The sequence below is a fragment of the Mycobacterium paraseoulense genome, assembly GCF_010731655.1.
Classification (GTDB): Bacteria; Actinomycetota; Actinomycetes; order Mycobacteriales; family Mycobacteriaceae; genus Mycobacterium; species Mycobacterium paraseoulense.
In genome coordinates, this window is the sequence record NZ_AP022619.1 from 1,515,407 (window position 1) to 1,530,513 (window position 15,107).

A 15,107-nucleotide genomic window follows, 5' to 3' on the forward strand; every position below is an offset into this window, starting at 1 on the left:
TGACCACGCATTGAATCGCCCCACCGACGATGGCGGTTATGAGTACGCTTCCATCGGTGGAACTGGGGGTTTTGGGGCCTCTCCAGGTCCGGCGAGACGGGGCGCCCGTCGCTATCCCGGGCGCCAAACCTCGCGCGATCCTGTCGATGCTCGGGCTGCACGGCGGTTCCGTCGTGGCTGCCGACACGCTCGTCGAGCTGCTGTGGGGCGAGCACCCGCCCCGCACCGCGGCCAAGGCCCTGCAAACCCACATCTCCTCGTTACGCCGCACCCTCGGCGACGGCTTTGTCCTGACGGCGGGCGCGGGGTGGACGCTGGCCGAGGCCCAGGTCGATGCCGCGCGGTACAAATCGGCCGCCCGACTGGCGCGCGACTCCGCTGCCGCCGGCGACACCGGCCAGGCGGTGGCCCGCTTCGAGGAGGCACTCGCCCTATGGCGCGGAATCCCCGAGCTGCCCGACGGCCGGCGCGGAACGTCGGAGAAGACCCGGTGGATCGAGGGCCATGCCGCGCTGGTGGAGGATCGAGCCGATGCGCTGCTCGCCACGGGCCGGGCTGCCGAGATCATCGGCGAGCTCGAGGCCGCGGTGGCCGAGGCGCCGCTGCGTGAGCGGCGTTGGGGTCAGCTCATGCTCGCGCTGTACCGGGCCGGCAGGCAGGGCGAGGCGCTTGGCGCATACCAGCGGGCGCGTGCGCTGCTCGCCGAGGAACTGGGCGTCGACCCCGGACCGGACTTGCGCCGACTGGAGGCGGCAATCGTTTCGCAGGACTCTGCGCTGGAAGCACCTGCCGCGCAACAACTCTCGTCGGTGACTCGCGCCGTGACATTCCTACTGACCGATATCGAAGGGTCGACGGCCGCGTGGGAGGCGGATGCCCAAGCGATGGCGGTGGCGCTGGCGCGGCACGACGAGCTCGTCGAGCAGGTCGTCACGTCCCGCGGAGGCCGCCTGATCAAGACGCGCGGCGAGGGCGACGCCACGTTCTCGGTTTTCGAGCGGCCCTCGGCGGCCGCTGCCGCCGCCATCGAGCTGCAAGAGGCGATCGTCTCCGAGCCGTGGGAGCTGCGGGATCCGATGCGCGTTCGCGTGGCTTTGCACACCGGGGAGGTCGAACTGCGCGACGGCGACTACTTCGGCCGGGCGGTCAACCGCGTCGCCCGGCTGCGGTCGTTGGCTATGGGGGGCCAGATCCTGTGCTCGGGCGCCACCGCGGAACTCGTCATCGACTCACTGCCCGACGACGTGATCCTCGCCGACCTGGGCACCCGCCAGCTGCGCAACCTCGCGCGCCCGGAACACGTCTTCGAACTTCAACTGCAAACCACCGGCGGGCCTCGTCAAGACGTTCCAACCGACGCGCCGCTACCACGCCCGAGCCTGCCCGCGGTGCTTGCCGGCCGCGGGCCGTTCGTCGGGCGCGGCGACGAGCTGGAGCAACTGTCTTCGGCATGGCAGACCTCGCTTGCCGGCGGCACCAACGCCGTGCTGATCGCGGGCGAACCCGGTGTCGGCAAGACGCGTCTGGCCGGTGAGTGGGCCCGGCAGGCTTACGACCTGGGCGCCCTGGTCATCTACGGCCGATGCGACGAGGACCTTGGCGCGCCGTACCAGCCTTTCGCGGAGGCGTTGCGTTCGCTGGTGCCGTGTCTCGGTGCGGGCGGGCTTCGCGGCCTGCGCGGCGTGGAGGCGCTGCTCACCCTGGTTCCCGGGCTGACCGACGTCGTCCCCGACCTGGCGGCGCCGACCCGCGCCGACCCCGACACCGAGCGCTACGCCCTTTTCGACGCCGTCGTTGCGCTGTTGGCACTGGCCTCCGCGCGCGCGCCCGTGGTCTTGATCCTCGATGACCTGCACTGGGCGGCCAAGCCCACGCTGCTGCTGTTGCGACACCTCCTGCGTTTCGGCGAACACGCCCGCGTGCAGATCATCGGCACCTACCGCAGCACGGACCTGGACCGCTCGCACCCTTTGGCGGCGATGCTCGCCGACCTTCATCGCGACGGCACCGCCAGCCGGCTCAGCCTGAGCGGCCTCGACGAGGACGACGTGACCGCCTACGTCGCCGAGGCCGGCTACGACGACGAAGAGCTGGCCCGGGCGTTGGCGTCGGTCACGGGTGGCAATCCGTTCTTCCTCATCGAGGCCCTGCGTCACGTCGATGAAAGCGGCGGCCGCTGGGACCAGAGCACCCTGCCACAGGGAGTGCGCGAGGCGGTGAGCCGCCGGCTGTCGCGACTACCGGTGGAGGCGAACAGGGCGCTTGCCGCGGCCGCCGTCGTCGGCAGTCGGTTCGCCTTGGAACTGGTGGAAAGCGTGGTGGGAGACGACCTGGTCGACGCGTTCGACCAGGCGTGCAAGGCCGGCATCGTCATCGAAGAGCCCGGCGGCCGCTACCGGTTCAACCACGCGATAGTCCGGCAGTCGCTGCTCGCCGAGCTGCCGTCCGTGCGGCGCATGCGGCTGCACCAGCGCATCGCCGCCACGTTGGAGAACGAGCCCGGTCCCGACGATGAGCGGCTCGCCGAGCTGGCCCATCACTACTTCGAATGCGCGTGGGCGGGGAATGCGGCCAAGGCGGTCCTCTACTGCCGGCGTGCCGCCGATCAGGCGATGGCCCGACTCGCCTACGAAGGTGCCGCCGACCTCTATGACCGTGCCCTGCACGCGCTGGAGGAGATCGACGACGAGCTGCCCGACCGCGACGACCAAGTTGCGGCGCTGCTGATCGCGCGCTGCGAGGCCCTGCTGGCCGCGGGTGACGTGGCTTCGGCGGCTGGTGCGGTCACTCAATTACAAACGGCCACAGTAGATTCCGCCCAACTCGCGGCGTGGGCGACATGCTTCGACGGCCAACTGTCGATGCTCATTCACCCCGAGCGGCTGGACGAGGTCGAGGCCGCGGTGGGCGCGGCCGCCGACAAGCTGGCCGAACTCGGCGACGCCGCCGGAGAAGCCAACGCGCACACCGTGCGCGCCGGGTGCCTGGCCCGGCTGGGCAGGATCGGCGACTGCGAGATCGCCCTGGACGACGCTCTCACGGCGGCGCGGCGCGCGCGTGAACACCGCCGCGTGAACGCAGTACTGGCGCAAGCGCCACTCGCCGCGCTCTGGGGCCCCAACCCGGTCCCCCGCGCCGGCGGGCGGTGCCTGGACGTGGTGCGGCTGCTCCGCATCACCACCGACTCCCCGGCGGTCGAAGCGACGTCGACGCGCTGCCAAGCCGTGTTGGAAGCCTTCCGCGGACGGGCGGCGGCAGCACGGCGGATGATCGACTCGGCCCGGCGCACGGTCACCGAGCTGGGCCTGCGCCATGCCCTTGTCGAGGTCGAGCAGTTCGCCGGGATTGTCGAGCTGGTGGTCGACGAACCCGCCGCGGCCGAGGCACACCTGCGCAAGGCCTACAACGGTTTTCGCCGCATGGGTCTTGACGCCGACACCGCCGAAACCGCGGCGTTACTGGGCCGCACGTGCCTCGCGCTCGACCGGGATGCCGAGGCGGACGAATTGTGCGCCGAGAGTGAGCGCCTGGCTGGTCACGCGTTGAAGGCGGCGATCGCCTGGCGCACCCTTCGGGCGCGGCTGCTGTCCCGCGGCGGGGACCACGACGAGGCCCGGCGGCTCGCTGAGGAGGCCGTCGCACTGGCCGAGCGCACCGACGCGTTGGTCGATCATGGGGATGCATGCCTTGGGCTGGCAACGGCTTTGGGTGCGGCCGGCGACGTCGCGGGAGCGCGGTCGGCCGCCGAGCGGGCGGTCGAGCTTTACGAACGAAAAGGGGCTGTGGCGCTTGCCGAAAGGGCGCGTCGGGTTCTCGGCGAACGGGCCGTTCCGCCCGTACCGACGCCACCTGAGGCGAGCTTTGTCGAACTCGACAATTCATGCGTCCGAGCGGGCGAACGCGTCACGGCCGCAATAAATCGTGAGGCTTGGGACGAGTTCGAGCAACTGTTCGCGCCAGATGGATTCATCGAGAGCCGCCGGAAAATTGTCGGCTTTGGACGGATCGACGTCCCACCGGGCGAGTTTCCACATGTGAACAGGCGCGTCTTGGAGACGGTCCCTATGCGGGTGACCCAAGTGGTTATCGCCGCGCGAGGCGAGCGTCTAGCGCTCGCTCGATTGGTGATAGGCGCGGATGACGTCAGCCCTGGGGCACCGCAGGACGAATTCCTCCTGCTTTATGGCATCGACGAAGATGACCGGATATCCCTGCAGGTGTGGTTCGACCTCGAAGACATGGATGCCGCGCTGGCCGAGCTCGAGGCCGCACACGCCCGATTAGAGGCGCCACCCGCACCGGTAAGGCGGCAGGAGAACGCGGCCTGCCGAACGTATGAGCGCATGCAAGCGTGCTTCATGGCCCGCGACTGGGACGGCTTGGCGCAAACACTGATTGACGACGTTCACAACGAAGATCGCCGTCGCGTGGTGAATTCGGGCGTCCAACGCGGCCGAGACGCCGCGATGGGAAATGTCCGCTGGGCCGCCGACCTCGGGGTCACTCAAGCGACGTCAAACGTGGTCGCCACCCGTGGGGAGCGGCTCGTCCTGACTCACGCCCGATTCTCGCAGGGCGACGAGCAACCCGAGACATTCGGCGTCGATGTCCTTCAGTTAGTCGAGGTCGACGACGTCGGGCGGATAACGGCGCTTGTCATGTTCGACCTCGACGACGTCGAGTCCGGCATCGCGGAGCTCGATGCCAGGTATCTTGCAGGCGAAGCTGCGGCCCACGCGCACACCTGGGCGGTGATCACTCGGGCCTATGCCGCGCTCAATCGGCGTGAGCATCCGGCGACGACACCTGATTGGGTGAACATCGACCACCGTCGAGGGATAGCTTTTGCGCCTGGTCATGTGTCTGCGTTACTCACTAATTGGCTCGCCACCCCTGACCTCGGCAACTTCGTCCAGGCGGTTCATCGGCTTAACGACTTCGGAGCTGTGGTCACCTCTATGACGCATGAAACCTCACAAGAGGGTTTCGAAGCCGAGTGGCGAGGGATCAACATTCTCACGATCGAAGGCGACTTGATCAACCGCTTAGAAGTCTTCGACGATAAAGACCTGGATGCCGCGATCGCGAGGTTCGAACAACTCAGTCGGCCCGCAGCACGACTGGAGAACACGGCGGCGCGCGTATTCGACCACGTCTGGTCACACTTCGCGACGCGCGACTGGGAAGCCCTGGGCGACACCGTGGCCGATGACTTTGTCGGCATCGATCACCGGCGAGTCGTGAGTGCCGAAACGCAACTTAGCCGAGACGACGTGGTCAGAGATTTGCGCGCGGCGGCCGACGTCGGTTTCACGATATCGATGGTCAGCGCGGTGGCGATCCGCGGGGAGCGCCTCGTCCTGGCGCGTGTTCGCGCGGCCGGCCAAGACCCCAAGGCGATTGAAAACGACGCGCTCAACGTCGTCGAAATCGACACCGACCACCGGATCGCGAACGTCGCCACGTACGACATGGAAGACATCGACGCGGCCATCGCACAGCTCGACGCCCGTTATCTGGCCGGCGAAGCGGCGACCTACGCCCGCACCTGGTCGCTCGTTACGGACGCATTCGCAGCGCTGAACCAGCGGAGAATCCCGAAGACGACACCCGACTGGACGAGCATCGACCACCGGCGACTCGCACCAATCGGTGCGGGTGATCTGGGCGCATATCTCCTTGCCACTTGGGAACTCTCGCCCCAGTCCCGCATCTACATTGAGGCTGTGCACCGGCTGGACAATCTCGGCGCGGTGATTACCCACGTGGCAATCGGGACCTCGCCAGACGGTTTCGACGCCGAGTGGCGGGTGACCGACATCGTGACGTTCGATGGCGATCACATCAGTCGCAGCGAGCTCTTCGACGAGACAGACTTGGACGCTGCGATCGCGAGGTTCGATCAACTCACCCGTCCGTCACCCGAACTGGAGAACGCAGCGAGCCGGGCGTACGGCCGCTTGGCCGCGTATTTCGCGGCCCGGGACTGGAATGCGACGGCTAACGCCATGGCGGAAAACATGATCGATGACGATCGTCGACGCATGGTGAACGCCGGGATCCGACGTGGCCGGGATGTCGAGGTCGCTAACAGTCAAGCCACAGCGGCGATCGGCGGCAAGAAGATAATGTCGACGGTTATCGCCACCCGCGGTGAGCGCCTAGCGCTCTGTCGATCGTCGATCGTCGGGCGAGGCGAGCAATCTGGGGAATTCCGTATCCAATTTCTCAGCGTCATCGAAGTCGATGCCGACGAGCGGTTGGCGGCCCACGTTGGCTTCGACCCCGACGATATCGAGGCCGCCCTCACAGAACTCGACGCGCGATACATCGCCAGCGAAGCAGCGGCTCATGCGCGCACGTGGTCGGTCATCACGCAAAGCTTCGCGTCGATCAATCGGCGCGAAATGCCAGCGACAACGCCGGATTGGGTAAACATCGACCACCGGCGAGGTACGTCGATCGCGCCTGGTGAAATGGCGGCGTTGATGGGCGCCGCATGGAGTACTACATCTGATCTGAGGTGCTTCATCGAATCGGTGCACTGTCTGAATGGCCTCGGCGCGGTCATCACCCACGTCGCGCACGAGACCTCGCAAGACGGATTCCACGCCGAGTGGCGAGTGATCAGCGTTATCACGGTCGAAGGCGACCTGATCAACCGCACTGAGGTTTTCGACGAGGCAGAGCTTGACGCCGCGACGGCACGGTTCGAACAACTCAGCCGTCCAACGCCCCGACTGGAGAATGCGGCGAGCCGGGCGTCTGAGCGCTTCCTCGCTGACTTCGCTGCCTGCGAGTGGGATGCGCTAGCGGAGGCCCTGGCTAAAGACTTCTCTCAAGACGATCGCCGTCGCGTAGTGGGCGCGGGTGTTCGACACGGTCGAGACGCCGAGATCGCAGACTTGCAGGCGATCGCCCAACTGGGGATCGTCAATGTGGCGTCGACGGTCATAGCGACCCGCGGTGAGCACCTCGTGCTCATGCGAGTCGGATTCTCCTTTCGCGATAGAGGGCCAGAGGCATTTCTTGGCGAGATGCTTGGTCTCAGCGAAATCAATGCAGATGAGCGGATCCTCGCCGCTGTCTCGTTCGACCTCGACGACTTCGACGCCGCCATCGCAGAACTCGACGCGCGATACATCGCCGGCGAAGCGGCTGCCCACTCGCGGGCCTGGTCAATCGTCGCGAGTAGTTATGCGGCGCTCAACCAGGGCGAGCCGCCGCTGACTACGCCCGATTGTGTCAACGTCGACCACCGGCAGGAGACGGCGTTCGGTCCCGGTGACCTGATTGCGTATATCCGCGCCGGGTTGGCACTCGAGCCAAACAACCACGTATATGTCAGGGAAGTGCATCGGCTGAACACTCTCGGAGCAGTCGTCACTTACGCGGCCCATGAAACCTCACAAGGTGGCTTTGACGCGGAGTGGTCAGGGATCGCCGTCTTCACGATAGAAGGCGACATGATCAACCGCACCGAGGTATTCGACGAAGCGGGTTTGAACAAAGCGCTCGCGCGGTTCGAACAACTCAGCCGGCCGGCGCCGCGCGTCGAGAACACGGCAACGCGGATATTCGAGCGCCTTTACTCGTACGTCGCAGCGGGCGACTGGCACGCCGTGGCTCAAATAACCTCCAAGGATGTCTCCGTCGACGATCGCCGGCGAGTGGTGAACGCCGGGATCCTGCATGGTCGAGATGCCAACATCAAAGACGCGCAAGCGACCGTTGATGTCGGCTTCACGATGGCGATGGTGGGCGCCCTGGCAATCCGCGGCGCGCGCCTTGCCCTCACACGAGTTCGCGTCTCGGGCCACGACCCCGAGGCGATTCAAAACGACGCCCTCAGCATTGTCGAGGTCGATGCCGACGAGCGGATCATTGCGGTTGTTGTGTTCGACAATGGGGACGTTGACGCGGCCTTGCAAGAGCTCGACGCCCGATACCGCGCAGGTGAAGCAGCCGCGTACGCCCATACGTGGTCGGTAATCACAGGTATCTACACCATGTTCAACCGACATGAACTCCCCGCGGTGGACTGGGCCCTCGTCGACCACCGCCGGGGCACGCCGTTCGCGTCGGGCGAGCTGACCCCAGCTCTGCAGACCTTCTTCGATCTCACGCCGGAATTCCGGGTCGCCATCGAGGCTGTGCATCGACTCAACAAAATCGGAGCAGTCGTCACCATCGATTCGCAAGGATCGTCACGCGACGGCCTAGCCGTCGAATGGCGCATGATTCAACTTCTCACCGTTGAAGGCGACCGACTCACCCGTTGCGAGCTCTTCGACGAGACAGACTTGGACGCCGCGATCGAGCAGTTCGATCAGGTCAGCCAGCCGCCACTCCCGCCGGAGAATGCGGCAAGCCAGACCGTCCAGCAGTTCCTGACGCATTTTGCCATCCATAACTGGGAGGCCATGGCGGAACTAATCGCGGGTGACTTCTGCTCAGACGACCGCCGCTCCGTCATCAACGCCGGAATCCGACGCGGTCGTGATATCGAGATGGCGAATTGGCGGGCCACCGCGGAGGTCTGGATGAGCGATGTGCGCGCGGCCGTGGTTGCGACTCGCGGAGAGAACCTCGCGCTACTCCGGTTCACCTTCGCGAGCCAAGATTCGCTACCCGCATCGTTTCAAGCTGCGGCGCTCGCCGTTATCGAGGTCAACGACGACAACCGACTCGGGTCGACCGTTGTGTTCAACCCCGACGACCTCGACGCAGCGTTCTCTGAGCTCGATGCGCGTTACATCGCCGGAGAAGCCGCCGGGCACGGCCGCACGTGGTCGGTCATCGCACAGTCGTATGCCGGGGTTAATCGTCACGAGCTACCGCCGACGACGCCGGACTGGTCCAACGTCGACCACCGACGAGGAATAGCGTTCGCACCGGGCAACTTGGAGGCATACCTCGAAGCGTCTTGGGATCTGCTCGCTCCGGGGCCCAGCGCCTACATCGAAACGGTGCATCGGTTGACCGAGCTCGGCGCAGTGGTCACCCGGATTGTGGAGGGGACGACGAGCGACGGCGTCCAAGCCGAATGGCGAGAGATCGGCATCTCTACAGTCGAAGGTGATCTGATCAAGCGCTCCGAGATCTTCGACGAAACAGAACTCGACGCCGCCCTTGCCCGCTTTGACGAATTGCAAACGCGGCCACACCACCTGGATAACGCGGCAAGCCAAGTGACTGAACGGTTTTGGATCTCCCTCGCGACGCACGATTGGGCGGCGATGGCCGAGATACTCGCCGAGAGCGTTGTGTCGCATGACAACCGTCGGGTTGTCAACTCCGGAGAACTGCGCGGGCGCGATGTGAACCTCGCAAACCTGCGGGCAGTCGCTGAGGTCGGTTTCGAGGGCGTTGTCTGGACGGCCCTCGCGATTCGTGGGCAACGCCTTGTCCTCTCCCGCATTCGGTCCTCCGCCCACGGACTTGAGCCCGGCGAGATTAGCGCGGACATGATCGGCGTCGTGGAGATCGACGGGGACAACCGGATGATCGTCCACTCCATATTCGACGCCGACGACGTCGACGCCGCCTTCGCCGAACTCGAAGCCCGGTACATCGCCGGCGAAGCGGCCACCCACGCGCGCGTGTGGTCGCTGGTCACCCAAGGCCACGCTCAGTTCAATCGGCACGAACTCCCCACGATGACGCCGGACGTGATTTACATCGACCATCGACGGGGCGTGACAATCGAGGGCGCCGATCTGGCCGCAACTGTTCGCGCCAATTTGGATCTTCTTCCGCAGGTGCACGTTTACGTCGAGACCGTGCATCGGGTGACCGAACTTGGAGCCGTCGCCACCCAAGTGGTGAAAGGGACCTCACAAGAGGGCTTCGACGCCGAGTGGCAGACGATCACTGTTTTCACCTTCGAAGGTGACCGGCTCAGTCGATACGAGGTCTTCGACGAGGCGGAGCTCGACGCCGCCCTCGCCCGCTTTGACGAACTGCACCAGCGGCCGCGGCGGCTGGAGAACGCAGCAAGCCGAGCGGAAGACCAACTTTTTGCGCGCTCGGCGGCAGGCGATTGGGCGGCGATCGCCGAAATCCTGGCCGACGACAGTCTTGTCGAGGATCGTCGCCGGGTGGTGAATGTCGGCGTCTGGGACGGTCGCGATGCCGTGATGGCAAACATGCGAGCCCTGGCCGAGGGACTCGTGCAGGTAACGCTGACGGTCATTGCGACCCGTGGGGAGCGCCTCGCCCTCATTCGTATCCGCTCCTTTGAACCCGACTCGCAACGCGGAGAATTCGTCATCGAGCTGCTGGGAATCGCCGAGACCGACACCGACGGGCAAATTGCGGCCCACGTCTTTTTCGACGTCGACGACGCCGATGCCGCTTTTGATGAGCTCGATGCTCGCTATGTCGCCGGTGAGGCGGCCGCCCATGCGCGGACGTGGTCGATCATCGCCGGTTCCTATGCTGCGATGAACCGGCGCGAGCTATTTCCGACGACGCCGGATTGGGTGAACGTCGATCACCGGCGACCGGGCATCTTCGAGGAAGGCGGTCTCGACGCATCACTCCTTTCCTTGTGGCAACTGACGACGGACCTCACCTTCCGAATCGAAGCCGTGCATCGGTTGACTGACCTCGGCATGGTTTGCTCCCATGTGGCGCAAGGCGTTTCACAGGACGGCTTCGATGCCGAGTGGCGCGGGATCGAAGTCCAGACCGTCGACGGTCACCTGATCAACCGCTGCGAAATCTTCGACGCAACAGATCTCGACGCCGCGCTCGCAAGGTTCGACGAACTCAGCCGCGGTGACTGAGACGGCGCCGACACTTCAGCCGCTCTATCTGCTGGCGGACAGCCAGCTGCTGTTCTGGAGGCGGCAGGGCCGACTTCTCCTCGAGGAGGCCCTCGAGGGATTGGCGCGCGAGGCACCGCTGAGCGCGGCCTACATCGGTGCCTCCAACGGGGATCGTCCGGAGTTCTACGAAATCTTCGATGCGGCGGTGGACGCCGTCGGAATCACCGACCGCCGCATGATCGAATCGTCGTTCGGGGCGGCCGACCGGGCCTTCCTCGAAGGCGCCCGGCTGATCGTCCTCGCGGGTGGTGACGTGCGCCTCGGCTGGGACACCTTCGAGGAAACCGGCATGAGGGACGTAATCCTGGGCCAGTACGCCCAAGGGGCGGTTCTCGTGGGTGTATCGGCCGGCGCGGTCCAGCTCGGGCGCTATGCTGCCGTCGCGACGCCGGAAACCCCCGCACCGGAACTGGTCGATGTGTTCAATCTCGTCCCCATGGTCGTCGACGCGCACGATGAGCGAGGCGGGTGGGCGCGGCTGGCGCGAGCCATCGAATCGCTGGAAGGAGCGGCCACCGGGCTCGGAATTCCCTCGGGCGGCGGAGCAATCGTGCACACCGATGGCACCGTCGAGTCCCTGCGCCGCCCGGCGCACAGAGTCGTTTTCGACGGCCATCGCACCGTGCACTCGCGGGTGCCCCTCGGGTAGGCGCAGTCGGCGTGGTGACGGTTGGCCGTCCCAGTAGTGACTTTCGGCCCGAGCAAAGACCCTCGCTTCGTATCCAGAGTTAATAACATGCCAACCGCGGCCCGGCTCAACTTGACCGGGCGGCAAACGACATCCGTCCCGGCCAGGTCAATCGCCGGATAAAGGAGCCAGTCATGTTCCTCGCAGATCTGTTCTCGCGCCGGCTGCTCGTCGGGGCACTCGGTGCCGGCGCGGTTACCGGCACGCTGATGTGCGCTACCGCGGGGATCGCCGCTGCCGACCCACCGCCTCCTCGGCCCGCTAACTGCACGGCAGCGGACGTAGCCGGCGTCGCGTCGGGTGTGGCGGCGGCGCTCTCGGCCTACCTGTACACCCATCCGGACCTCAACGGCTTCTACACCGGCCTCCAGGATCGGCCCAAAGACCAGATCCGCGACGAGGTGCAGAACTACTTCAACGCCAACCCGCAGGAGCAAGCCGATCTTGAGAACATCCGTCAGCCGCTGGCGGACATCCGGCAACGGTGCAACTGGACACCGCTACTGGGGCAAAGCGGCGGGACTTCCTGAGCGACGGGCCATGCAAGCATGTCCCGTAGCGACCGTCAATCCGCCTTCGGTCCGAACAAGCGCTGCCGTACTGGGAAGGAGATCGCGATGAACGTGCGGTCGTGGATCGTTGGGGGGATGGCGGTGTTGACCCTGGCCGCGATTCCCGAGATGTATGGCCTCGTGCAGCCCTCCGGCGTCGCCAACGCGGACGTCTGCGCCAGCGTCGGCAGGCGGGTTTCGGTGAGCGGGTGCACCAACGTTGCCGATACGATCAACGCCAACGTCCCGCCGCCGGACGCGTATGCGCCACTGCCGCAAGACTTTCCGCCCCCGCCCCCTCCACCGGTCAACGTCTGCGTGGGAGGCGGCCGGCGGGTTCACGTAAGCGGCTGCTTCTGAGCCGGCGTTGACTCCGGGATCACCGCGTGGATGCGGCGCCTCCGCCTCGTGGTGGGCGGTGCGCTGCCAGCACGTCGGTGTTTGCGAGCGTCTGCGCCTGAGCGGCCAGCGTCGAAGCCCGGTTAGCGTGGGCGATCGCTTCGGCGGCATTGCTCGCTTGCTTGCCACGCGCCGCCGCAAGATGTTTTCTCGCCTCCTCTAACCGGGTCTGTGCCTCGGCGCCGACGCGATCGTGATGCCTTGTGACGTAGTCGGATACTTGGTGCAAGCGGGTGTCCGCGGTGGACAACGCGTGCCCCAACGACTCGTCGCGCCCTTCGATGCTGACCTGCGCGTCGCCCGCCTCGGCCCGGTGGGCGGCGCGGCGGCGGCGCGCGACATAGAGCACGAGAAGCACCACGACGATCAATACGACGACGACGATGACGCCGATCGCGATCGGCAGCCAGATCGGCTTTGACGTGCTTGCCGCCTTGTTCAACCCATCGGCCGCGGCGACGGCAGCACCGCTCCAGTCTTTCACGGCCACCGCAGGTTCAATCTGGTTGCCGCGCAGACTGTTCAACTCGGTCGTCGTGACGCCGTCGACATCCGGCGGCACCGTGAACGCGTACAGCCTGGTGTTCGTGGCGACGGCCAGCAGCGCGTCGTCATCACCCATGGCTGTGGCGCTGCGGGTCCGCTCGGCCCAGTTGTCGGGTTTGTACCTGGAGAAGTTGTCGACGTAGACCACCCACAGTTGGATGTGCCGATTGCGGTAGAGCCGGTCGATCGCCGCGTTGACCGCCGCCCGGCCGGGATCCGTCAACGCCCCGACACTGTCGGTGATGTGATCGGTGAGTTTGGAAGGAGGTTGCGCGCTTGCTGGGGCGGCCAACAGCAGCCCCGCAGTGAGAACGATCAGGACTACACCGAACAGGCGGACGACGCGCATAGGGGTAATTTAGCCCGCCGATTCCCGGTGGGGCGGAGACTGCCGCCGAGCCAAAACGATCGGGATGAGGAAAACGGTGGCCGCTAGCCGCTTGCGCTGAGAGGGTGACGGTTCATGCGGGGAGCGGCGAAACACGTTTCTCCGGTCATTCCGGCTCGGCGTCGAGGTAGAACCATCGGCCGGCGCGGCGCTCGAAGCGACTGCGCTCGTGCAGGCTTCCCGCCCGGCCCGCGGACTCGAACCGGGCCGTGAATTCGACCTCCCCGAAACCGTCATCCGGTCCACCCCCGCGCGTGTCGATCACGTCCAGGCCGGTCCATCTAATGCGCGGGTCGACGGTCACATCGGCTGGGCGGGTGCGCGGGTGCCATGTTCGGAACAGATAGTCGGCGTCACCGTATGCGAACGCGGAGTAGCGCGATCGCATCAGTTGCTCGGCCGAACCGGCTTGCGACTGGCCATCATGAAGCGGCCTGCAACACACGCCATAGGCGCCGCCGCCGCCGCAGGGACACGGTTCGTTCACCCCGAACGGCTCAGTTACCGATGGGCTATCGGGCGCATCATCGTCGTGACGTCGGGTCATTCACCCAATCTATGGCTTGCCCCCCTGATCGGTGCCTCATCACCGCTCTGGTCGCCACCTGAGCGGCACGTGACCCGGGAACCAACCGTCGAAAATCTCGGCCGGCAAAGGGCTGTAGGGTTTGGGATACCACGCTTTGGGGACGTCGCCCCCGTTCCAGTCGAACCAGAAAAATGGGACCTCGGCAAGCCACACCTCAAAGAATGCGCTCAGCAGGTCGCGCGCCAAGTGCGAGGCCGGACACCGGTGAGGGCCACCACCGAAACTCCAATGGCGTTGCGGACCAACGAGTTTGATGCCGGGTCCTGACATTTCGTCAGCCTCATCCCGATGAACCAGTCCGACACACAACTCGACGGGGGACCCGGCTGGGATCGTCGTTTCGCCGATTGTCACGCGGCAACTGGTTATTCGTGACACCGTCTTCGCCCCGCCATCCAACCGCAACAACTCCTCGATGAATTTGCGTTGCCGGTCCGGACTTCCGCGTAACTCCCGCTGGAGCATCGGTTGCCGTGCCAGCATCGCCAGTCCGGCCTTGATAGGGAACGATGCGAAGATCAAGCCGCGAAGCACCGACCCGATCATTCCCAGCACTTCTTCGTCGGTGAGCGGTTCGCTGGCGAGGCGGCTGATCACATCGGGGCCGCCCTGCGGCGCTTGGCGGATCGTCCCGACCAGCTTGGGGTCAAGCGCTTGCAGATCGACGTCCGCCGGCAACCCAGCGACCGTAACGAATCCCGCGCGCCACACAGCGTCAGCGACAGCCGCACCGTCGCAGGCGTCGAGTTGTGTCGCCAGGGTGCCGACACGTTCTTCGATGAACCCACGCACGGGCTTCAGCATTTCCCGCGAATTGCCCGGCGTGAACAACAGGTCGACCATGATTTTCCGGTAGGGCGCGAACGGCGGTTGGCCGGGCATCAGTTCGCCTTGTCGGCTGGCGAAAACGTCGCCATCACGTAGGGCGGCGAGGACATCGTCGCGCCGCCATAACACGTAGGTACCGTCAGGCTGCCGGAGCACTCTTTGGCCGGCCCGTTGGGCGGCGGCCAGCCATTCCCGGTAACCCGCGGCCGCCTCGTCGTCGGACCGCATGACTTCCACCGCGGCGAAAGCGGCCTCGCCACCAGACCCGATCACCACACACACCGAC

7 protein-coding genes are annotated in these 15,107 nt (G+C 65.8%); 4 read left to right on the forward strand and 3 right to left on the reverse strand.

What is annotated here, in order from left to right; translation table 11 throughout:
• Window positions 1-56 precede the first annotated feature (56 nt).
• The 4 genes from G6N51_RS06840 (at window position 57) to G6N51_RS06855 (ending at window position 12,431) form a co-directional block, all read left to right on the forward strand.
• Window positions 57-10,790, forward strand: coding sequence for a BTAD domain-containing putative transcriptional regulator (locus tag G6N51_RS06840; protein WP_264055005.1), 10,734 nt, complete (start codon window positions 57-59; stop codon window positions 10,788-10,790).
• Window positions 10,783-11,481 carry a Type 1 glutamine amidotransferase-like domain-containing protein gene (locus tag G6N51_RS06845; RefSeq protein WP_083172039.1) on the forward strand — a complete coding sequence of 233 codons (699 nt, stop codon included), beginning with the start codon at window positions 10,783-10,785 and terminating at the stop codon, window positions 11,479-11,481. The genes G6N51_RS06840 and G6N51_RS06845 overlap by 8 nt, the downstream gene beginning before the upstream one ends.
• A gap of 173 nt (window positions 11,482-11,654) precedes the next feature.
• Entirely contained in the window at window positions 11,655-12,050 is a 396-nt protein-coding gene (locus G6N51_RS06850; RefSeq protein WP_083172038.1) for a heme-binding protein, read from the forward strand.
• 93 nt (window positions 12,051-12,143) lie between these two features.
• The gene (locus tag G6N51_RS06855; protein ID WP_372510327.1) at window positions 12,144-12,431 is read left to right on the forward strand and encodes a hypothetical protein; all 288 of its coding nucleotides are present in this window, start codon (window positions 12,144-12,146) and stop codon (window positions 12,429-12,431) included.
• 19 nt (window positions 12,432-12,450) lie between these two features.
• Here G6N51_RS06855 and G6N51_RS06860 read toward each other — a convergent pair whose 3' ends face one another.
• From G6N51_RS06860 to G6N51_RS06870, 3 genes are all read right to left on the reverse strand, one after another.
• Window positions 12,451-13,365 carry a TPM domain-containing protein gene (locus G6N51_RS06860; protein ID WP_083172036.1) on the reverse strand — a complete coding sequence of 305 codons (915 nt, stop codon included), beginning with the start codon at window positions 13,363-13,365 and terminating at the stop codon, window positions 12,451-12,453.
• Window positions 13,366-13,510: 145 nt separating this feature from the next.
• Complete coding sequence (locus G6N51_RS06865; RefSeq protein ID WP_083172035.1) at window positions 13,511-13,891, reverse strand: YchJ family protein; 381 nt, start codon at window positions 13,889-13,891, stop codon at window positions 13,511-13,513.
• Between the two features lie 99 nt (window positions 13,892-13,990).
• Window positions 13,991-15,049 (reverse strand): cytochrome P450 family protein, encoded by a 1,059-nt coding sequence (locus G6N51_RS06870; RefSeq protein WP_142274964.1) that lies wholly within the window; start codon window positions 15,047-15,049, stop codon window positions 13,991-13,993.
• Between the last annotated feature and the right edge of the window lie 58 nt (window positions 15,050-15,107).